Genomic DNA, 19,993 nt, shown 5'->3' with positions numbered 1-19,993 from the left:
CCTCGACCAGGCCCGCCGGCATCTCTCGTCGAAGGCGATCCGGCACCGGGTCTCCTCGGGCCGGTGGCGCCAGGCGCATCGCGCCGTCTACGTAGCCCACAACGGCCCGGTGCTCCCCTCGCAGTTGCCGTGGATCGCCGTCCTCGCTGCCGGGCCGGCCGCAGTACTCGGCGGGCTCAGCGCCGCCCGGGCCTGGGGCCTGCGCCGGTACGACACTCGACTCGTGCACGTCCTCCTGCCGGCCCGCCACCGTGCACGCTCGATGCCCCCCGGCGTCCGGGTGCACCGCACCACCGTCCTGCCCGAGGCGGACATTCTCGCGGTGGGGCGACCACGCTGGACGATGCCGGCCCGGTCGCTGGTGGACGCGGCGCAGTGGGCATCGAATGATCACGAGGCGAGGGCGATCATCGCGGCGGGCTTCCAGCAGCGCCTCGTAGCCGGCGACGACGTGCATCGCGTACTTGATCGACTGCCGCGAGCGCAGCGGCGCAACCTGATCGGGCGGACCGCTGCCGACGCGGCCGGCGGCGCGCACTCGGTGCCGGAACTGGATTTCCTCACCCTGGTCCGCCGTGCGGGGCTACCCGAGCCGACCCGTCAGGCGGTTCGCCGGGACGCCGCCGGCCGTCGCCGCTATCTCGATGCCTTGTTCGAGGAGTGGCGGGTACACGTCGAGATCGACGGCGGGCAGCACCTCGATCCGGCCACGGCCTGGGCGGACATGCGCCGGCAGAACGATCTCTGGCAGCCCGGTGAGCGGGTGCTGCGCTTTCCTTCCTGGGCGATCCGCCACGATCCGACCAACGTGGTCACTCAGCTCCGCGAGGCCCTCCGGGGCGGCAGGTTGGCGCCCCGAAGTTTGAATCTTGGTACGAAAGCGCCTCTCCAGGGGCGCATCCGGTCCAAGATCCGGTGTCGGCCGGTTAGCCGAGGAGGGTGGCCAGGTAAGGGGTGGTGAAGGTCTGCTGGGGGTCGAGGTGGCTGCGGATCCGCCGGAAGTCGTGCCAGCGGGGGTAGGCGGGGGCGAGCGATCCGGCGTCCCGCCAGTGCAGCTTGCCCCAGTGCGGCCGGCCGCCCAGCCCGGTGGCGACCTTCTCGAAGGCCCGGAAGTACGGCTCGTACGGCATGCCGACGTACTGGTGCAGGGCGACGTACGCCGAGTCGCGTCCGTGGGAGTGCGACAGCCAGATCCCGTCGGCGGCGGTGAATCGCACCTCGACCGGGAAGAGCACCTTGAACGGCAGGCCGTCGATGATCCGGCGCAGTGCGTCGAGCGCCTCGGCCAGGGCCTCCCGCGGTAGCGCGTACTCCATCTCCAGGAAGCGGACCCGGCGCGGACTACAGAAGACGGCATCGGAGCGACCGGTGTACCGACGCTCGCCGAGCGCCCAGGCGGAGAGGGCGCTGATCCTCGGCGCCAGGGTCGGCATCGCCCGGCCGAGCCGGCAGAGCTCGGCGAAGACGGCGTTGGCCAGGAAGTCGTCGTCGAACCAGCTGCGCCAGCGGGGCAGCGGCTGGTCGTCGACGGCCACCCGGTCGTTGGTCTTGAGCTGTGCCCGGGTGGTGTACGGGAACCAGAAGAACTCGACGTGGTCGTGGGCGTCGAGCAGGCCGGGCAGGTCCGCCAGTACGCCGCCCAGTGAGGTCGGGCGTTCGTGTGCCCGCAGGACGAAGGCGTCCACGCAGCGCAACGTCACCTCGACCAGCACACCGAGCGTGCCGAGGGCGGTGCGGGCCGCGTCGAACACGTCGGGATGCTCCGCGGCGGAGCAGTGCAGCACCTCACCGGTTCCGGTGACCAGGGTCAGCGCCTCGACGAAGGTGGCCAGGCCGCCGTGTGTCGCGCCGGTGCCGTGGGTGCCGGTGGAGATCGCTCCGGCCACGGTCTGCGCATCGACGTCGCCGAGGTTCGGCAGCGCCAGCCGGTGACCGGCGAGTAGGACGTTCAACTCCCGTAGGGTCATCCCGGCCGGTACGGTGACGAGGCGCCGATCGATGTCCACGCGTACGTCGATGGCGAGTCGAGTCAGGTCCATCCGCCGCCCGTCGCCGACCGCGACGGGGGTGAAGGAGTGGCCGCTGCCGACCGGGCGGATCCGCTCACCGGCCTCGACCGCGGAGCGGACCTGCTCGGCGACCTCGGCGACGGACGACGGCCGCAGGACGGCGGCGGTGCGGCTGTGCTGGTTGCCGGCCCAGTTGGACCAGGCGGCGGCATCGGCGAGTCCGGTCCCGGCCATTGGCGCCCCCTCGGAATGAATATGAACCGAATTCATATCAGGAACGTTGTCCCTGGTAAATACCGCAATCGAGGTCCGCTCGTTGTACCGGTAGTCACGGTCCCGTGACGTGTAGATATGTTCATCCGTCGAGAGGGGGTGGCGCGTGTCCACTTCAGCCGCCACGACCGGGCCGCTGCGCCGGGTACCAGTGCAGGGTCGGAGTGTCGCACGGGTCCAGCGGATGCTGGACGCCTGCGCCGAACTCGTCGACGAGGTGGGGTACGAGGGACTGACCACCACCCTGCTCGCCGAGCGGGCCGAGGTGGCGATCGGGTCGGTCTACCAGTTCTTCCCGGACAAGCGGGCGATCGTGCAGGCGCTCACGCTGCGCACGATGGAGTCCTACCTTCAGCGGCTCGATGAACGCTTCGCCTCGGACGACCTGACCCACTGGTGGGACGGGGTCGACGCGGGGATCGATGAATACATCACCATGCACCGCACCGTTCCCGGGTTCCGTACCCTCCACTTCGGCGACGTGGTCGACCTGCATCTGCTCGATGAGCAGCGGGACAACAACGGGGTGATCGCCGACCAACTGGCCCGGGTGCTCACCGAGCGGTTCGGTCTGGCCGACGTGCCCGAGCTGCGGTTCCACCTGGAGATCGCGGTCGAGGCGGCCGATGCCCTGATCAAGCTCGCGTTCCGGCGGAAGCCGGACGGCGACGACCGGGTGCTGACCGAGGCGAAGGCGCTGATCCGCGAGTACCTGCACCGCCAGATGGACGCGCGGGGCGAAACCGGTCACCGGCCGGTCGTGCAGCCCGCGAAGCCGGCCGACGACCAGATCGTCGGGTCCGCGCAGCCGGCGGCACAGCCCGCCTGACCCGCAGCCGGTCAGAGGAAGGCGCGACCCTCGCCCCGGTAGGTCGGCACCGTGGCCACCACGTTGTCGCCGTCCACCAGGTGCAGCTCGTTGACCCGCTCGCACAGCTCGCCCGACTTGGCGTGCCGGAACCAGACCCGGTCGCCGATGCGCAGGGCGGCGGCCGGGTCACCGCTCAGCGGGGTCTGGACCTCGCCGGCTCCCTCGGCGCCGAGCAGCTTGAGCCCGGCGGGCAACCACGGCCGGGGCAGCCGGCTGCGGTCGGCCGAGCCGGAGGCGATCCAGCCGCCGCCGAGCACGGTGGCCAGGGCGGGTGCCGGCCGGCGGACGACCGCGCAGGCGAAGAAGGCCGCCGGGGTCGGGCGCCAGGCGCGGTACGCGTCGAACAGCGTCGGCCCGTACAGGCCCGATCCCGCGCTGACCTCGGTCACCGCGGGATCGGCGCTGGTCGCGGCCACGCTGCCGGTGCCGCCGCCGTTGACGAACTCCAGCTCGGCGTGCTCGCCGACCGCGGCCACCGCCGCACTCCGGCGGGCCAGCAGCTCGCGGTACGACCCGCGCTGAGCCAGCCGGATCGCGGTGCCGAGCGCCGCCTGCCCGGGTGGTGCGTCGGCCAGGCCGGCGAGCTGCGCCTCGTACGACATCAGCCCGACCAGCCGGAAGCCCGGCCGGCCGGCGACGGTGGCGGCGAGCCGGCCGGCCGCCCGCGGGCTGTGCAGCGGTGAGCGGCGGACGCCGACGTGCAGCCGGCCGCCCAGCAACCGCCAGGAGGCATCCAGGTCGAGGCAGACCCGCAGGTCGGGGCGTCGTCCGGGGGGACACACCGTGTCGCAGAAATCCAGCTGGTCCGGGTCGTCGGCCATCAGGGTGACCGCCGCGGCGAGCGTCGGGTCGGCGGCGAGTTCGGCCAGTGCCCCCCGGTCGACCGTGGGGTACGCCACCAGCACGTCGGCGCTGACCCCGGCGCTGACCAGCCAGATCGCCTCAGGCAGAGTGAAGGCCATCACTGCGTGCCAGCCCGGTCGGGCCAGCGCGCGGGCGATCAGGTCGCGGCTGCGCAGGGACTTGCTGGCGATCCGTAGCGGCTTGCCGGCGGCCCGTTCGACGAGCGCTGCCGCGTTGCTGTCGAAGGCCGTGAGGTCGACCACCGCGTACGGAGGGTCGAGGTGCGCGGTCGCCCGGTCCAGGCGGTGGCGCAGGTTCTCGCTGTCGGTGGCCACGTGTGCACGCTAACTGTGAAACGGTTAATGCGAAATACCCTCGCGTCTGCTCGCCCGGGCTGGGCTGGCCATGGCGGCCTAGGCTCGGCGAGCAGGCGATGCACGACGGGAAGACGTCCTGTCAGGTCTAGAGTGTTCCACCGGGGGTGCCCAGCGATGGGCCGGCACGTGGAGGTACGGCCATCGAAAGCCAGTTCAACGGCGAGTCGTCCGGCGTGTCGCCGTCCGCAGACGAAGCAGCCCGCACCGCCGGGCCGTCCGGCCAGCCCACCGCGCCGACGGACAAGTCCGGCCGGTCGGGGGCGTCGAGTGCGTCCGGCGGCCAACCGGACCTGACCGGCTACGGCGCGATCCGCTCGGTGCTGCGCATCCGGCCGTTCCGCCGGCTCTGGATCGTGCTCGGCGCGGCCTCCTTCGGTGACTGGCTCGGCCTGCTCGCCACCAGTGTCTTCGCCGCCGCACAGGTCGAGGGGAGCACCGCCAAGGGTGCGGCCTTCGGCGGCGTGATCGCCGTCCGGTTGCTGCCCGCGTTGCTGCTCGGGCCCGTCGCCGGGGTGCTCGCCGACCGGTTCGACCGGCGCTGGACGATGGTCATCTGCGATGTGCTGCGATTCGTGCTGTTCGCATCCATCCCGCTGTACGCGCTGACCGGCGCCAGCGGCGCGCGGGTGGTCAGTTGGGCCGCGATCGCGACCTTCCTGATCGAGACGGTCACCCTGCTCTGGATCCCGGCCAAGGAAGCCGCGGTACCGAACCTCATCCCGCGGGCCCGGCTGGAGACGGCCAACCAGCTCACCCTGATCACCACGTACGGCCTGACCCCGGTCTTCGCCGCGGTCGTGCTCTCCTCGCTCGACGCCATCATCCGCGGCGCCACCGGCGGTGAGATTCCGTCCTGGGCCCAGCCGGCCCAGCTCGCCCTCTGGTTCAACGCGTTCTCCCGGCTCGCCACCGCCGTGGTCGTGGCCTACGGCATCAAGGAGATCAGCCAGGGGCAGACCGACGAACGGGACCGGACCGAGCAGAGCATGATGCGCCAGTTCACCGAGGGCTGGCGGTTCATCGGGCAGACTCCGCTCGTCCGGGGGCTGGTCCTCGGCATTCTCGGCGCCTTCGCCGGCGGCGGCATCGTCATCGGCACCGCCCGGTTCTTCGCCGACTCGCTCGGTGCCGGTGACGCCGCGTTCTACCTGCTGTTCGGCGCGATCTTCGTCGGTCTGGCGATCGGTATCGGGCTCGGGCCGATGATCGTCCGGGACATGTCCCGGCGCCGCTGGTTCGGCATGAGCATCGTGCTGGCCAGCGCCTCCGTGATGACGTTGGCCTTCGCCATCCACCTGTCCATGGCGCTGGTCGGTGCGGTCCTGGTCGGAGCCGGAGCCGGGATGGCCTTCCTCTCCGGCACCACCCTGCTCGGTGGCGAGGTCGCCGACGAGGTACGCGGCCGGGTCTTCGCCGTCGTGCAGATCGGCACCCGGCTCGTGCTGATCCTGGCGATCGCGCTCGGCAGCCTGCTCGCCGGGGTCGGCGGATCACGCACGCTGACCATCGCCGACCTCGGCATCTCGGTTTCCTCCACCCGCCTGCTGCTGCTCGCCGCCGGTGCGGCCGGGATCTTCGCCGGAATCAGCGCCTTCGGGCAGATGGACGACAAGAAGGGCGTACCGGTCCTGGCCGACCTGTGGGGGTCGGTCCGGGGCCGGCCGTTGATGCCGGCCGAGCCGTTCGTCTCGGCCGGACTCTTCGTGGTCTTCGAGGGCGGTGAGGGCGCGGGCAAGTCGACCCAACTCGCCGAGCTCGCCGAGCGGCTGCGGAGCCAGGGGCGGGACGTGGTGGTCACCCGGGAGCCGGGCGCCACCGGCATCGGCGCCCGGATCAGGTCGCTGGTGCTCGACACCACCGCCGACGAGGCGCCCTCGCCGCGCGCCGAGGCGCTGCTCTACGCCGCCGACCGCGCCCACCACGTGGCCACCGTGGTCCGGCCGGCCCTGGTCCGGGGTGCCGTGGTGATCAGCGACCGGTACGTCGACTCGTCCCTGGCCTACCAGGGTGCCGGTCGTACGCTGCCGGTCGACGAGGTCTCCTGGCTCTCCTCCTGGGCTACCGGCGGGCTCAAGCCCGACCTGGTGGTGCTGCTCGACGTCGACCCGCGCACCGGGCTGTCCCGGGTCGCCGCGCGGAGCGAGACCGCCGACCGGCTGGAGGCCGAGTCGGTCGCCTTCCACGAGCGGGTCCGGTACGCCTTCCTCGATCTGGCCGCCGCCGATCCGAAGCGTTACCTGGTGCTGGACGCCGCCCGCCCGGCCGAGGAGATCGCCGAGCAGGTCACCCACCGGGTGGACGAGATGCTCGGCGACCGCGGCAACATCGACCACCCGGGGCCGACGAACGGTCCGGACACCTCGGTGCAGCCCGAGTTATCCCCGCCGGAGCTGGTGACGACGGAGCGGACCTGATGCCGGAAGCCTTCGCCGACCTGGTCGGGCAGGACGAGACGGTGGACGTGCTGCGCCGGGCCGCCACCGCTGCCGCCGCCGTGCTGCGCACCGGCGGCGACGCGGGCGGGGGATGACCCACGCGTGGATCTTCACCGGCCCGCCCGGTTCGGGCCGGTCGGTCGCGGCACGCGCCTTCGCCGCCGCACTGCAGTGCGTGCACGGCACCGGCTGCGGGCAGTGCCCCGGCTGCCACACCACCCTCGCCGGCACCCACGCCGACGTGCGGCTGGTGGTGCCCGAAGGGCTTTCCATCGGCGTGAACGAGATGCGCGCACTGGTGCTCCGGGCGGCCAGCACCCCGTCCGGCGGGCGCTGGCAGGTCGTGATCATCGAAGACGCCGACCGGCTGACCGAGGCCGCCGGCAACGCGCTGCTCAAGGCGGTGGAGGAACCGCCACCGCGTACCGTCTTCCTGCTCTGCGCGCCGTCCATCCACCCGGACGACATCTCGGTGACCATCCGGTCGCGGTGCCGGGTCGTGCCGCTGCGGCAGCCATCCGCCGACGCGGTGGCCGAGGTGTTGGTACGCCGGGACGGGATCGCGGCCGACGTGGCGCGGTGGGCGGCCGCCGCCACGCAGGGCCACGTCGGGCGGGCCCGCCGGCTGGCCGGTGATCCGCAGGCCCGCGCCCGGCGGGAGGCGGTCCTCGCCGTGCCACGCCGACTGACCGGCGTGGGCGCGGCCTTCGACGCGGCGTCCGCGCTGATCGAGGCGGCCGAGGCGGAGGCCGAGTCGTCGATCGTGGAGATCGACGCGACCGAACGCTCGGCGCTGGAGACGGCGCTCGGCGCGGGCGGCACCGGTCGGGGTGCCGCCGGTGCCGCCCGGGGCCGCTGGGCAGCTGAAGGACCTGGAGCGGCGCCAGAAGTCGCGGGCGACCCGGGCCCAACGGGACGCGTTGGACCGGGCGCTTGTCGACCTGGCCGCCTTCTACCGGGACGCGCTAACCATGGCGCTGGGGGCGCCGGTGGCGCCGGTGCACGCCGACACCGCGGAGCTGGCCGGCGCCGGCGCCCGTAGCTGGCAGGCGGAGGGGGCGCTGCGGCGGCTGGAGGCCGTCCTCGCCTGCCGTACCGCGATCGAGGCCAACGTCAAGCCCCGGATCGCCGTCGAGGCGATGATGCTCGCCCTCTGGAAGGGCTGATCCCGGCGCCGTTCGGTGAGTCGCGGGTCCGCCGTCCCGCGAGCTGAACCGTTATTCACAGCCATCGACAGGCGCAATTCACGTGCGGTACGGTCCGGTGTGCCGTGGTGACGGTGGCGGCACGCACAGTGAGGTTGCTCGGGAGGAGTCCGGCAATGCCGCGGGGTGAGATCGACGAGGCATGGATCGAGGAGGCGGTCCGGCGCTACCGCCGGATCGAGTCTCTCCAGGCCGAGTTCGACCAGGCCGTGGCGACGGTCGAGGTCACCGTCCGATCGCCCGACGGCCTGGTGGAGGTGGTGGTCACCGCCGGCGGCCGGATCACCGACGTGCGCTTCCTCGGCCCCTTGCCCGGTCGCGCGCCGCGCGACGTGGCCGACTCGGTGCGGGCTGCGGTCGCCGCGGCTGCCGACGCCGCCCAGTGGGCGAGGGAGAAGCTGCACAACGAGACGTTCACCGCCTACCGACCGTTGGCGGGGGCCTGAGATGGACAGCCTTCGCGACCTGGCCGGCCGCCTCGACGAGGCGAGCGCCACGCTGACCGCGCTCTCCCGTTCGGTCACCGCCGGTGACCCGGCGCAGGTGGCGTTCGGTGCCGACGCCCCGGGCCGGCCGGGCGAGGTCGGGCGGGCACTGCATCGGCAGTGGGTGGCCGCCACCGGCGACCGGGCCCGGGAGGCCCATTCCGCCGCCGGCCAGGTGGCGGCCGTGGCCGCCGCGCTGCGCGAGGCCGCCGACCGTTATGCCGACACCGATTCCGCCGCCTCCCGCCGGTTGATCGGTGAGACGTGATGGACGCCCTGGATCGGCTCGCCGAGCCCGGTCTCGACCTGCTGCGCCGCGTCGACGCCCTGCTCGCCGCCGGTGCTCCGGAGGGACACCGGGTGTGGCCGCTGCTGCGCCGGATGCAGGTGCTGCCCGGCGACGCGCTGCGCAGCTTCCTCGACCTGCGTCCCGCGCCGCTGGCCACTGCCGGGCACGCCGTGCGCCGGCACGTGCACGGGTACGACCACGCCTGCGCGGCGCTGACCGACCCGGTGCGATGGTCCGGGTCGGCCGCCATGGCGTACGGCCAGTCCCGGGCCGCGCTGCTGCGCCACCTCGACGAGGGCCCCGAGAGCCTGGTCGGGCGGCTCGATGCCACCGCAGGCTACGCCGACGCGCTCGCCGACTGGGTGGAGGGTAGCCGGCTCGCCGTCGCCCGGGCACTGGCCGAGGTGATCGGCTCGGCCGAGGCGGTGTCCGTCGTCGCGGCCACCTCGGTCACCCGGGCGGCGTCGGTCACCGGGCCGGCCTCGCCGGGTGGGGGCAGCGCCGCGGAGATCGCCGCTCGGGTGCTGGGGGTGCTCTGCGTCGCCTACGACGGGGCGGAGAACCTGTTGCGGCAGTGGTCACCGAGCCTGGCCGAGTCCCCGTGGCGGCCGGCCGCCACCCGCTTCCGCCCGGACGCCGGCGGTGGCACATCGGGCGGCCGGACGACCCGTGTCGGCTGGTGACGGCGGCTTGACGGGTCACGGCGCCGCCTGCGGGCACCCTCGCGGGCGGCCCGTCGGCGGCGCCGTGATCTTCCCTGCACCCCCCGCAGGTCTGTTCCCACTCAACGCGGTCAGCCCTGCTTCTGTCCCGCCCCCGGCGCAGGTTTCAGCCGTCCGGGTCGGCATCGTCGTACCGGTGGTTGGGATGGGGGTCGGTCGAGTCGACAACACCATGGATGGCTGCACGGGTGTGGTGGTCTGTTGTGCCGAAGCCGGGCCTCCGGCCGAGCGACGTAGGGTGAGGGCATGGGCATGCTCTGCGCGGTCAGCTTCCAGCGGTACGGGCGCCTCTACTATCTCGACCCGGGTGAGCTGCGACCGCAGGTGGGCGACAAGGTGCTGGTCCCCACCGACGACGGTCCCGAGGTGGCGGAGTGCGTCTGGGCGGCGCAGTGGGTCACCGAGGAAACCGACGGCTTTCCCCGGCTGGCCGGGCTGGCGCAGGAGGAGGATCTGCGTCGGGACGAGGCGCTGCGACGACGCAAGGCCGAGGCCAAGGTGGCGGCGAAACGGCTGATCCGCGAGCACGGCCTGCCGATGAAGGTGGTGGCGGTCGACCACGTGCTCGGCAACGGCGACGGAAACGGCGAGCGCAGCACGATCTACTTCACCGCCCCGCACCGGGTGGACTTCCGTTCCCTGGTCCGCGACCTCGGTGCGACGCTGCACTGCCGGGTGGAGCTGCGTCAGCTCTCGGCCCGGGATTCGGCCCGGGTGCAGGGCGGCATCGGCTCCTGCGGGCGCGACCTGTGCTGTGCCACCTTCCTGAACGACTTCGAGCCGGTCACCATCCGGATGGCCAAGGACCAGGATCTCCCGCTCAACCCGCTGCGCATCTCCGGCGCCTGCGGCCGGTTGATGTGCTGCCTGAAGTACGAGCATCCGCTCTATCAGCGGTTCCAGGAATCCGCCCCGGAGGTCGGCTCCCGGGTGGCCACCCCGAAGGGGGAGGGCCGGGTGGTCGGCCACAGCGTTCCCCGCGATGCCGTCACGGTGCGCCTGGACGCCGACGGCTCCCGCTGCTCCTGCTCCCGAGCCTCCGTCTGCGCCCCCCGCCAGGCCCACGACCAGCACTACACCCCTAACACCCCCACCTCGGCCCCCACCCCTGATCCCCTCGGTTGATCATGAGGTTAACGGGCGCTTTGATCTCCGAATCGCCCGTTAACCTCATGATCAACGGGGCGGGCTGGGCGGGGGTGAGGGTTGTGGGGGTTCGGCTAGGTGGGGGTCAGCGGGGTGGTGGGGGTGAGCCAGGAGGAGCCGGGGGACTGGTCGGGGTTGATCCGCCAGTTCCGGGCCACCCGGTCGATGGTTATCGGGTAGAGGGTCAGCGTGCCGTCCGGGTCGATGCGCAGGCGTACGAACCCCTTGGCGTCCTCGATGCCCTGCCCGGCGAACAACTCGTTGACGTTTACCCCGAACGCGCTGGCGATCAGCAGGTACCCGGCCACCAGTTGGCTGGCCACCAACCCACTCACCGGCAGGTAGAGCACCGCCGCGGCGACCGCCGGCAGCGGCCAGGACCAGTCGTGGAACGGCAGGGCGAGCCACCCCAGGTGCCGGCGGCGGCCAGCCCGACCTGCGCCAGGCCGTGCCCGACGCCGAGGATCCAGTGCCGCACCTGCCGCTTGCCGCCGGAACTGGGCGGCTTGGCGAACAGGGCCGCCGCGATAACGGTGACCAGCACCATCATCACCAAGGGCACGCTGAACAGTCGCTGCTCGGACTCCTCGGACCGGAAGTCGGTCACGCCGGCCATGGAGAGCATCAGCAGGGTCTGCAGGACACCCAGCAGGGTCGAGAAACCCGGATTGCGCCGGGGTAGCCGGGCGAAGATGCCCCAGCCGTACCGGCGGGAGCGCGCCGCGTCGGGATAGCGGCCGGCCAGCTCGTACGTCCTGGTGGGGCTGGACCGCCGGGCCAGGGTGTCCCGCGGCGGCACCTCGATCCGCTCGGGCAGCTTGTGCGTCGGGTACAGGTACGCCCCGCCACCGCCCGAGGTGACCAGCTGCCGGCCGTCCGGCCCGGTGTACCGCGCGTAGTGGTGCAGGTCGCCGGAGATCAGCAGCCGTACCTGGGCGCCGGTCGGCGCGATGATGGTCCGGATGAAGTAGTCGATCGAGTCGTACGCCGTGGGTTGGTCGACGGCCTTCAGCCACGACGGGGCCGGCACCGCCAGGATCACCCGGCTCTGCGGTCCCAGTCGCTGCGCCACCGAGTCGAAGTAGTTGAGCTGCGGGTCGTCGACGTACGAGCCGGACTGGTCGTCGAGGCCGAGCAGCCACCAGCCGGCGGGCAGCTCGGCGGCGAAGTACGAGCGGGACTGGCCGGTACGCCAGCCACCGAAGTGGCGGTCCCGGGTGCGGACGAACAGCCGCAGGAAGGCGGTCAACCCGTCGTACCAGTCGTGGTTGCCCGGGACCGCGAAGATCGTCGGCTGCTCCGGCGGGGTGGCCGGCAGGGCCGCCTGGTACGGCCCCTTGCAGCGATCCTCGTACGCCGCGTAGTCCGCCGACGGGTAGACCTGGTCGCCGCCCATCACCAGGGTCTGTGCCCGCGGCAGCCGGTGCCCGTCCACCACCAGCTCACGCTGGGCGAGCAGATAGGCGACCGAGTAGGTGGCGTTGAAACCGTCGCCCAGGTCGGCCACGTAGTCGAGCCACAACCCGCCGTCCGGCCCGACCTGCCGGGCGATCTCCGCGTCCAGCGCCTCCTGTAGTTCCCGCTTGTCCAGGTACGCGCCGAACAGCATCGCCAGCAGCGTACGCAGGCCGGTGCCGATCAGCAGGAACGGTGCCAGCCAGGGCACCGGCTTGCGGGGCGTGAAGCCCAGCTCCAGCGGATCGGTGCTGCGGGGCCGCCGGGACGCCCGCCCACCCGCAACCTCCTCGGCGTAGGGGCCCGCCGAGGCTGGTTCGCGGTGCGGTGTGTCGACCGGTTCGTCGCGGGAGAGGTGGTCGTCGGTCACCCGCCGCAGCCTAGTGCCGTCAGGCCGGGCCTGCCGACCCCGAAACGCACCGGTGTCCGGTCGCCGACGCGGCAATCCCGCTCGGTCCCGGGTCGGCGGATGTCGTACACTTGGCGATCGTTGCCGCCTTAGCTCAGTCGGCTAGAGCGACGCACTCGTAATGCGTAGGTCGACGGTTCGATTCCGTCAGGCGGCTCCAGGGGCGAGCCCCCTGACCAGCAGGAATGCTGGTCAGGGGGCTCGTTGTCTCCAGCTCTTTGCCGGTCGGACTCACCCCCGCGACCGGGTGTCGGCGCTCGACCCGGCGCGCCGGGCCCGCCCGATCGGACCGAGGTGAGTGTGCTCGAATCCCTCGGTCGTCTTGAGGCCGTAGCCGAGGGCGCGGTCGAGGGCAATGTGGAACACCCACGCGATGGCGAGGATCCCGAGCCAGTCGATCGGGTCGCGGAGCGCGGCGGCGGCCACCGCCACCGCGGCGAGCAACGCCGGCAGCGTGTAGGAGTGCGCCAGGTTGTAGCAGAAGGCTCCCAACCGGGGACCGTGCAGGTAGCCGAGCATGGGAAGGTCGAAGACGAGGAAGAGGGCGAGCAGCCACCACCACGCGTATCCGGCGGCGACGGTCACGACGACGGCGAGGGCAGCGACGGCAACGGCCTCGATGCGCTGCGCCGGGACCGGGTTCAACATCCGGCACCTCCGTCCACGTCTGCCGGCCTGCGCGACAGAAGCACATCAAAGCCTAGTCTGGCCCGCTCGACGTTTCCGAACTCCCCGAACACCGCCTCCGGGCCCGGCGACGCGGCGCGCGCCCGGTCAGGCGTAGAGCCTGCCGGCGTACTCGGGGCCGTAGTGACGCTCCAGGTCGGCGAGGGTTTCCGCCGGGGCCTCCACCTCTTTGACCAGGCGGGCGCGACTGGGCAGCGGGTCCGGTGGCCAGGTCTCCGGCTGCCACAGCTGGGAGCGGAGGAACGCCTTGGCGCAGTGGTAGAAGATCTGCTCGATCTCGACCACCACCGCGAGCACCGGTCGGTGCCCCTTGACCATCATCTGGTCGAACCACGGCGCGTCGCGTAGCAACCGCGCCCGGCCGTTGATCCGCAGCGTGTCGGTGCGCCCCGGGATCAAGAAGATCAGCCCGACGTGCGGATTCGTCAGGATGTTGCGGTAACCGTCGGCCCGCTTGTTGCCGGGGCGTTCCGGGAGCGCGATGGTCTGGTCATCGAGCACCAGGGCGAAGCCGGCCGGGTCGCCCTTGGGGGAGACGTCGCAGGTGCCGTCCGCCCCGGCGGCGACCAGGCAGAGCGGCGACGCGGCGAGCCACTGCCGGTCACGCTCGTGCAGCCTGGTGCGTTCCTTGGCGGCGGCGCGGGGCGCGGGGGTGCCGAGCAGTTCGGTCAATTCGGCCGCCGATGTGATCTCCCCCGTCACCGGGTGCCTCCTCATGGAGTTGACCGTGGTGACGGCACCCGGGCGGGAAACCGCCACGGCCAGTGTAGTCGTGCCCGCCGTGAGGTTTGTCCCCCGGTGACCGGGGGTACGGCCCTACCGACGCGAAGTCGGAGCAGTGGAGGCCGGAGATGGAGAGTCGACTCAAGATCCTGGGCCATCCAGTCCATCCGATGCTGGTGATGTTCCCGGTCGCCCTGCTCGTCACGGCGGTGTTGTTCGACATCGTCGACACGGTCGGTGGTCCGGACTTCCTCGGCGAGGTGGCGTACTGGAATCTGACCGTCGGGCTGATCGGCGGTCTGCTGGCCGCCGCGGCCGGGGTGTTCGACCTGCTGGCCATCCCGACCGGCACCCGGGCCAAGCGGGTGGCACTCACCCACGCCGCCGCGAACGTCGCGATGATCCTGCTCTTTGCCGCCGTCTGGGTGGTGCGGCTCAACGCCGACTCGCGCGCCGCCGGTGGTGCGCTGATCGCCATCGAGGTGGTGGCCCTCGGCATCCTCGGGGTCGGCGCCTGGCTGGGCGGCGAACTGGTCGACCGGCTCGGCGTCGGGGTCGACCATGACGCGAACCTGGACGCGTCGAGTTCCCTGCGGCCGGCGGCAACCAGCCAACGGATGGGAGAGGCGCGATGACGAGGCCGGGTCGCGGTTGGCGGGGCGGATCGCAGGGCTGGGACCCGATGGGTGAGTTGCAGTCGCTGCGGGCCGAGTTGAGCCGGCTCGTCGGCGGCCGACCCGGGCCGCCCGAGGTGGAGCTGGGTGAGACCACCGACGGGTGGGAGGTGGTCGTCCGGCTGCCCGGTGTCGCCCCCGAGGAGGTCGCGGTCGAGTTGGACGACCGTGAGCTGTGCGTACGGGCGCGGACCGAGGCCGAGGTCAACGCCGACCATGGCATTCCCGGTGGCTTCGAGAACCGGGGCTTCGAGTACCGCGTGCAGCTGCCGTCGCGGGTGGACCCCGACGCGATCGACGCGGTGATGGACCATGGTCTGCTGCGGGTGCGGCTGCCGCGGGCGACCCGGGGCACACCGCGCACCATCACCGTCGGTCGCACCGGCCCGCGTGCCGCCGGCCCTCCGGGGTACGCCGAGCAGCGTCGACCCGGCGGTCGACCGGGAACTGCACCAGCCGGACGTCGCCGCCGGCGAGCCGGGCCGGTAACGGCCTGCCGTGGCTGCCCCGGCCCTGCTCGCCCCGGCCGCCGGGCTGGTGCCCGACGTGGCCCGGATCGCCGTGCTGCGCGCCAACGCGCTCGGTGACTTCATCTTCGTGCTGCCGGCACTGGACGCGCTGCGGGCCGCGTACCCGCGGGCGGAGATCGTGCTGCTCGGTGCGCCCTGGCACGCGGAGCTGTGGCGCGACCGGCCGGGTCCGGTGGATCGGGTGCTGGTGGTGCCGCCGGCGCCGGGGATCCGGGCGGAGATCGCCGGTGAACCCGAGTCGAGCATGGTCGACTTCCTGGCCGCCGCCCGCGCGGAGCACTTCGACCTGGCACTCCAGCTGCACGGCGGCGGCGCGAACTCGAACCCGCTGGTCGCCGCGCTCGGCGCCCGGGTCACCGCCGGGCTGCGCGCCGAGGACGCCCCACCACTGGACCACTGGCTGCGCTACGTCTACTACCAGCCCGAGGTGATCCGCTATCTGGAGGTGGCGGCGCTGGTCGGCGCCCCGGCCACCACGGTCAGCCCGACGCTGGCGGTGACCGACGCCGACCGTGCCGAGGCGCGGACCGTGCTCGGCGAGCCGGAGCGCCCTCGTGTGGCGCTGCATCCGGGCGCCACCGACACCCGCCGCCGCTGGCCCGCCGACCGGTTCGGGCAGGTGGCCCGGACGCTGCACGCCGACGGGTACGAGGTGCTGGTCACCGGCACCCCCGCCGAGCGGGACGTGGTCGAACTGGTGGCCGCCTCCGCGGGCGTGCCGGTCCGGCCGCAGGTGGGCACGCTCAGCCTGGGCGGGCTGGCCGGCTGCTACGCCGGTTGCGAGCTGGTGATCTCCAACGACACCGGTCCACTGCACCTCGCCGCCGCCGTGGGCACCCCCACGGTCGGCATCTTCTGGGTCGGCAACCTGATCACCACCGCCTCCATGCTGCGTGGGCGGCACCGTCCGATCACCTCCTGGACGGTGCACTGCCCGGTATGCGGGGTGGACTGCACCCCCGGCATCTACCCGCACCGGCCCGGTGACGGCGACTGCCCGCACCGGGACTCCTTCGTCACCGACGTCCCCACCGCCGAGGTGGAGGAAGCCGCCCGTGAACTGCTGTTTCGATAGGTTCGATAGGCCAGCGCAGCGGCCGGTGTCGACGCGGCGGAGTCAGGCGTCGGCATCCGCGTCGGTGAGAACAACCTCCCAGGCCTCCACGTCGCGGTCGGTGACCGTGGTCGGGGACTCCAGGTGGTACGCGCCGCTGGGCAGGACACCGGCGCCGCCGTGGCGCGCCAGCACGGCCAGCTGGGCGGCGACGTCCTCGCCCTGGTGCCGCTCCGGTACCCGGCGCCAGAAGTCGAAACCGCCGGAGTCGACCAGCTTCGCCCGGTCGTACAGGACGCAGCCGCCGAGCCAGGAGATCCGGTACGCCCGCCAGCTCCCCTCCGGCAGGGCCAAGGACTCGGTGACGTGCAGCAGGTTCGCCGCGGAGTGGATCTGCGCCCGGTCCCATTCGGGTGTGTCCGGGCGGACCCGCTCGGGCACCGGGCGGCCCGTCCATTCCTGGTAGTGCCGGTGCGTCTCCGGTCGGATGTCGTGCAGGTAGGACAGCCCGTGCACGGCGTTGCCGACGAAGCCGCAGCCCAGCTCGGCGATCGCGGTGACCAGTCGGCGCAAGGTGCCCGGTTCCAACCAGACGTCGTCGTCGAGGCAGAGCACGTACCGGGCGGCGGAGGCGCCGAGCAGGAAGGCCCGGTGTTCGGCGAGGCCCCGCCGGGGCAACCGTCGGGTCAGCAGCACCGGGTGCCCCCGGTGGCGTAGCGCCCGGACCATCGTGGCCGCCGCCGGGTGGGCGTACCCGGGGTCGCCGTCGGACTGGTCGCTGACCACCACCCCGAACCCCGGCACCCCCTCCTGGGCGGCGAGCCCGGAGAGGGTGACGGCGAGTTCGGCGGGGCGGTCGCGGGTCGGGACCAGCACGTCGACCAGGCGGCCGGCGTGGAACTCCGCGGGATCGCCGGCGTCGAGTGGTCGGTTCACAGCGCCTTGCCGGTCAGCGGGACGGCCGCGTCGGTCGCGGGTGCGGCGGTGCCGGTCCCGGCCGCCGGCTCGGGCGCGGCGGTGGCGGCCGGCTCGGGCGTGGATGGCTGGCCTGGGCTGGTGGCCTCCGGCGTGGCCTGCTGGCCGTGCGCCCGGATCCGGTCGATGATCGCGGAGGTGGAACGGTCCGGCACGTAACCCAGGGTGCGTACCTGGCCGCCCAGCCGCTGCACCAGCGGCGCCTCCGGCACCAGCTCGGTCGGGTAGTCGCCGCCCTTGACGTAGACATCCGGGCGGATGGCCTCGATCAGCGCGGTCGGCGAGTCCTCCTCGAAGACGACCACGTGGTCCACGCAGGACAGTGCGGCGAGCAGGGCGGTGCGGTCCTCGACCGGATTGACCGGTCGGTCGGCGCCCTTCAGCCGGCGTACGCTGTCGTCGGAGTTGACCGCCACCACCAGCAGGTCGCCGAGGGCGCGGGCCTGTTCCAGGTATCGCACGTGGCCGCGGTGGAGCACGTCGAAGCAGCCGTTGGTGAAGACGATCGAGCGGCCCGCGCGGCGCTGCTCGGTGACGATCTCCGCCAGGCGGCCGGTGCCGACCTGCACCCGCCGTTCTTCGCCGTCGGGCGGTGGGCTGCCCAGTGCGGCCAGCAGATCCTCGCGGTGACAGACACAGGTTCCGGTGCCGCCGACGGTGCTCGTCGCGGCGAGCTGGGCCAGCTGGGCGGCGGTCGACAGCGGGGCGTCGGCGGCGAGTGCGAGGGTCATGGCCGCCAGGTACGCGTCACCGGCGCCGACGGCGTGGCTGGCCGGGACGGGTGTGCTGTGGCTGCGTGCGGGCTCCCGTCGGCGCCGCCGACCACCGCGCCCTCGGTGTCCAGGGTCACCGCGACCACGGCCGCGCCGGTGTGGGCCCGCAGCTCGGCGAGCCGGGACTCGGCCAGCACCGCCCGGTCCACCCCGGCGCCGGCCTCGGTGTTCACGGTCACCCCCGTGCCGGTCACGCTGAGCCCGTCGCGGGTCATCGCCACCCGGTTCTCGCCCGGGGTCGGCTCGCCGGTCGGCCCGTCGGTACGCCGCATCCCGGCCCCTCCCGGCGCGGCCCCCACCGTCAGCTCGGACGGTCCGTCGGCCGGGTCGACCTCGGGGTGCTCCAGATGCAGCTCCCGACCGGTGCTGGGCAGCGTGCCAGCCGGCCCTCCGCCGGCTGCCGTGCCCCCGCCTGCGACGGTGTCCCGGCCCGCCGGCCCGCCGGCAGCCATCACGTCGCCGGGCGTGACCGGATCTTCTCTGGCGGTCGGCGTCCCGGTGCCCGGCGACGGGGTTCCGGAGCCGGCCGGCAGCGGCCCGGTGTCACCTGGCCGGCCCGGCCCCGACGGGCCGGCGGCCAGCCGGACGGTGCCGGCGCGGGCGAGCAGCCGGGTCGCCTCCGCGAAGCTCGGGGTCACCACGGTCGGGGCGAGACCCCGCCAGTCGGCGAGGTCGTGGGCGTCCAGCGCGACCGTGGCGTACCGGTCCCGGTGTGCGACCAGCCAGGCGCGTACCGGCGCGGGCAGGGCGCCCAGGCCGTAGTCGCAGACCACCAGCGCGGGGGCCTCGCCACGGCCGGCGGCCCGCAGTTCCTCGCCGGCGCAGTCCAGGGCGGTGAGCAGGCAGTCCACGCCCACCTCGCTGAGCGGGTCCTCCGGGTCGCCGGAGTCCTCGCGCAGCAGGATCTGGTCACCGGCCAGCATCCGCCGTTTGACCGGCGTGGGTCGGCCGGGCTGGCTGACCGTCCGGTCCCAGACGCCGGCCCGGTCCAGGCAGTCGTGCAGCTCGTCGCCGGCCGCGTCGGCCCCGACCGGCGCCACCAGCACCGAGCGACCGCCCAGCGTGGCGATGTTGACCGCGGTGTTGGCCGCGCCACCCGCCGCCGAGATACGGCGGCGCAGGGTGAGGACCGGGGCCGGGGCCTCCCGGCACAACCGGTCCGAGTCGGCGAACCGCCACTCGTCGAGCATGGCGTCGCCGATCACCAGGACCGGGCGCCCGAGCCAGCTCTGCACGACGTCGGCGAGCCGGAGCTGTTCCGCTGCTGCTCGTGCCATGTCGGCGGTTCCCCTCCGGCCAGCGGGGTCAAACCTGCCGGCCGGGCACCCGGTGTGGCGGTCGTGCGGCGGCGACCCGCGGCCCGGGTCACCACGGTGTGCGTTTCGCTCCTCCGGTGCCGGGAAGGGGAGATAACGGAACCCCGGAGAGGAGAGCAACATGGCAGCCACGTTGCAGGGCAAACGAGTCGCCTTCCTGGCCACCGACGGCGTGGAGGAGGTCGAGTACGTCCAGCCGCGGCAGGCCGTCGAGCAGGCCGGCGCGACGGCCGAGCTGGTGTCGATCAAGCCTGGGAAGATCACCTCCTTCGACCACCTGGACCCGTCCACCACGTACGAGGTGGATGTCGGCGCGGCCGACGCGGACCCCGACCGGTACGACGCGCTGGTGCTGCCCGGCGGGGTGGCCAACCCGGACCTCCTGCGCACCGATCCGGACGCCGTGCGGTTCGTCCGGTCGTTCTTCGACGCGGGCAAGCCGGTCGGGGTGATCTGCCACGGTCCGTGGACGCTGGTGGAGGCGGACGTGGTGCGGGGCCGCCGGATGACCAGTTGGCCGAGCCTGCGCACCGATCTGGTCAACGCCGGTGCCGACTGGGTCGACGAGCCGGTCGTGACCGACAACGGCCTGGTCAGCAGCCGCAAGCCGGACGATCTGCCGGCCTTCTGCGCCAAGATCGTCGAGGAGTTCGCCGAGGGCCGGCACTGAGCCCGCGCCCGCGGAGTCGCACCGACCCGGTCCGCCCGGGGCTTCCGCCGTCACCGCGGCCGGAAGCCGCCG

General features: G+C 73.1%; 15 protein-coding genes, 1 tRNA gene and 5 pseudogenes. 13 read left to right on the top strand and 8 right to left on the bottom strand.

Features of this window, described 5'->3' with window-relative positions; genetic code table 11:
* Positions 1-109: 109 nt before the first annotated feature.
* Positions 110-961 (top strand): DUF559 domain-containing protein, encoded by an 852-nt coding sequence (locus tag KIF24_RS27820; RefSeq protein WP_331461309.1) that lies wholly within the window; start codon positions 110-112, stop codon positions 959-961.
* On the opposite strand, the gene KIF24_RS27815 is transcribed toward KIF24_RS27820, so the two are convergent.
* Entirely contained in the window at positions 927-2,243 is a 1,317-nt protein-coding gene (locus tag KIF24_RS27815; protein ID WP_221086544.1) for a D-arabinono-1,4-lactone oxidase, read from the bottom strand. The genes KIF24_RS27820 and KIF24_RS27815 overlap by 35 nt on opposite strands.
* Before the next feature lie 223 nt (positions 2,244-2,466).
* Between KIF24_RS27815 and KIF24_RS27810 the strand changes: the two genes are divergently transcribed.
* On the top strand, positions 2,467-3,111 hold the full coding sequence (locus KIF24_RS27810) for a TetR family transcriptional regulator (protein ID WP_221087584.1): 645 nt from the start codon (positions 2,467-2,469) through the stop codon (positions 3,109-3,111).
* Between the two features lie 11 nt (positions 3,112-3,122).
* On the opposite strand, the gene KIF24_RS27805 is transcribed toward KIF24_RS27810, so the two are convergent.
* Entirely contained in the window at positions 3,123-4,331 is a 1,209-nt protein-coding gene (locus KIF24_RS27805) for an amino acid deaminase/aldolase (protein ID WP_221086543.1), read from the bottom strand.
* A 146-nt stretch (positions 4,332-4,477) separates the two neighbouring features.
* Between KIF24_RS27805 and tmk the strand changes: the two genes are divergently transcribed.
* The 6 genes and pseudogenes from tmk (at position 4,478) to KIF24_RS27775 (ending at position 10,634) form a co-directional block, all read left to right on the top strand.
* Positions 4,478-6,787 (top strand): dTMP kinase, encoded by a 2,310-nt coding sequence (gene tmk, locus KIF24_RS27800; protein ID WP_407939968.1) that lies wholly within the window; start codon positions 4,478-4,480, stop codon positions 6,785-6,787.
* A pseudogene (locus KIF24_RS27795) lies at positions 6,787-7,974 on the top strand (DNA polymerase III subunit delta'). Before tmk ends, KIF24_RS27795 begins: the two are co-directional and overlap by 1 nt.
* A gap of 155 nt (positions 7,975-8,129) precedes the next feature.
* A complete protein-coding gene (locus KIF24_RS27790; protein WP_221086542.1) occupies positions 8,130-8,459 on the top strand; it encodes a YbaB/EbfC family nucleoid-associated protein in 330 nt (109 codons plus the stop codon).
* 1 nt (position 8,460) lies between these two features.
* On the top strand, positions 8,461-8,766 hold the full coding sequence (locus KIF24_RS27785; RefSeq protein WP_221086541.1) for a hypothetical protein: 306 nt from the start codon (positions 8,461-8,463) through the stop codon (positions 8,764-8,766).
* Positions 8,766-9,470 carry a hypothetical protein gene (locus tag KIF24_RS27780; RefSeq protein WP_221086540.1) on the top strand — a complete coding sequence of 235 codons (705 nt, stop codon included), beginning with the start codon at positions 8,766-8,768 and terminating at the stop codon, positions 9,468-9,470. Before KIF24_RS27785 ends, KIF24_RS27780 begins: the two co-directional genes overlap by 1 nt.
* A gap of 285 nt (positions 9,471-9,755) precedes the next feature.
* A complete protein-coding gene (locus tag KIF24_RS27775) occupies positions 9,756-10,634 on the top strand; it encodes a PSP1 domain-containing protein (RefSeq protein ID WP_221086539.1) in 879 nt (292 codons plus the stop codon).
* A gap of 51 nt (positions 10,635-10,685) precedes the next feature.
* Here KIF24_RS27775 and KIF24_RS27770 read toward each other — a convergent pair.
* Positions 10,686-12,480: pseudogene (locus KIF24_RS27770) on the bottom strand (metallophosphoesterase family protein).
* Between the two features lie 122 nt (positions 12,481-12,602).
* Here KIF24_RS27770 and KIF24_RS27765 point away from each other — a divergent pair.
* Positions 12,603-12,679: transfer RNA gene (locus KIF24_RS27765), tRNA-Thr, on the top strand.
* 71 nt (positions 12,680-12,750) lie between these two features.
* Here the strand turns inward: KIF24_RS27765 and KIF24_RS27760 are convergent.
* Both KIF24_RS27760 and KIF24_RS27755 read right to left on the bottom strand, forming a co-directional pair.
* On the bottom strand, positions 12,751-13,167 hold the full coding sequence (locus tag KIF24_RS27760; RefSeq protein ID WP_221086538.1) for a DUF4260 domain-containing protein: 417 nt from the start codon (positions 13,165-13,167) through the stop codon (positions 12,751-12,753).
* 126 nt (positions 13,168-13,293) lie between these two features.
* Positions 13,294-13,923, bottom strand: a complete 630-nt coding sequence (locus KIF24_RS27755) for a pyridoxamine 5'-phosphate oxidase family protein (RefSeq protein ID WP_230415941.1) — start codon at positions 13,921-13,923, stop codon at positions 13,294-13,296.
* Between the two features lie 134 nt (positions 13,924-14,057).
* Between KIF24_RS27755 and KIF24_RS27750 the strand changes: the two genes are divergently transcribed.
* From KIF24_RS27750 to KIF24_RS27740, 3 genes and pseudogenes are all read left to right on the top strand, one after another.
* Positions 14,058-14,564 (top strand): DUF2231 domain-containing protein, encoded by a 507-nt coding sequence (locus KIF24_RS27750; RefSeq protein WP_221086536.1) that lies wholly within the window; start codon positions 14,058-14,060, stop codon positions 14,562-14,564.
* Positions 14,561-15,092 (top strand): annotated as a pseudogene (locus KIF24_RS27745) (Hsp20/alpha crystallin family protein). The gene KIF24_RS27750 and the pseudogene KIF24_RS27745 overlap by 4 nt, the downstream one beginning before the upstream one ends.
* Before the next feature lie 9 nt (positions 15,093-15,101).
* A complete protein-coding gene (locus KIF24_RS27740) occupies positions 15,102-16,208 on the top strand; it encodes a glycosyltransferase family 9 protein (RefSeq protein WP_221086535.1) in 1,107 nt (368 codons plus the stop codon).
* 42 nt (positions 16,209-16,250) lie between these two features.
* On the opposite strand, the gene KIF24_RS27735 is transcribed toward KIF24_RS27740, so the two are convergent.
* The 3 genes and pseudogenes from KIF24_RS27735 to KIF24_RS35240 form a co-directional block, all read right to left on the bottom strand.
* The gene (locus KIF24_RS27735; protein WP_221086534.1) at positions 16,251-17,123 is read right to left on the bottom strand and encodes a glycosyltransferase; all 873 of its coding nucleotides are present in this window, start codon (positions 17,121-17,123) and stop codon (positions 16,251-16,253) included.
* Positions 17,120-18,087 (bottom strand): annotated as a pseudogene (gene rfaE2 / locus KIF24_RS35245) (D-glycero-beta-D-manno-heptose 1-phosphate adenylyltransferase); the annotation flags it as partial. The pseudogene rfaE2 and the gene KIF24_RS27735, both read right to left, overlap by 4 nt.
* A 443-nt stretch (positions 18,088-18,530) precedes the next feature.
* Positions 18,531-19,212, bottom strand: a pseudogene (locus tag KIF24_RS35240) (bifunctional heptose 7-phosphate kinase/heptose 1-phosphate adenyltransferase); the annotation flags it as partial.
* Positions 19,213-19,372: 160 nt separating this feature from the next.
* Here KIF24_RS35240 and KIF24_RS27725 point away from each other — a divergent pair.
* A complete protein-coding gene (locus KIF24_RS27725; protein ID WP_221086533.1) occupies positions 19,373-19,921 on the top strand; it encodes a type 1 glutamine amidotransferase domain-containing protein in 549 nt (182 codons plus the stop codon).
* Positions 19,922-19,993 lie beyond the last annotated feature (72 nt).

It is taken from the genome of Micromonospora tarapacensis, assembly GCF_019697375.1.
Lineage (GTDB): Bacteria > Actinomycetota > Actinomycetes > Mycobacteriales > Micromonosporaceae > Micromonospora > Micromonospora tarapacensis.
Note: the sequence above shows the minus strand (reverse complement) of the source record. Positions and strands in the feature narration are given on the sequence as shown.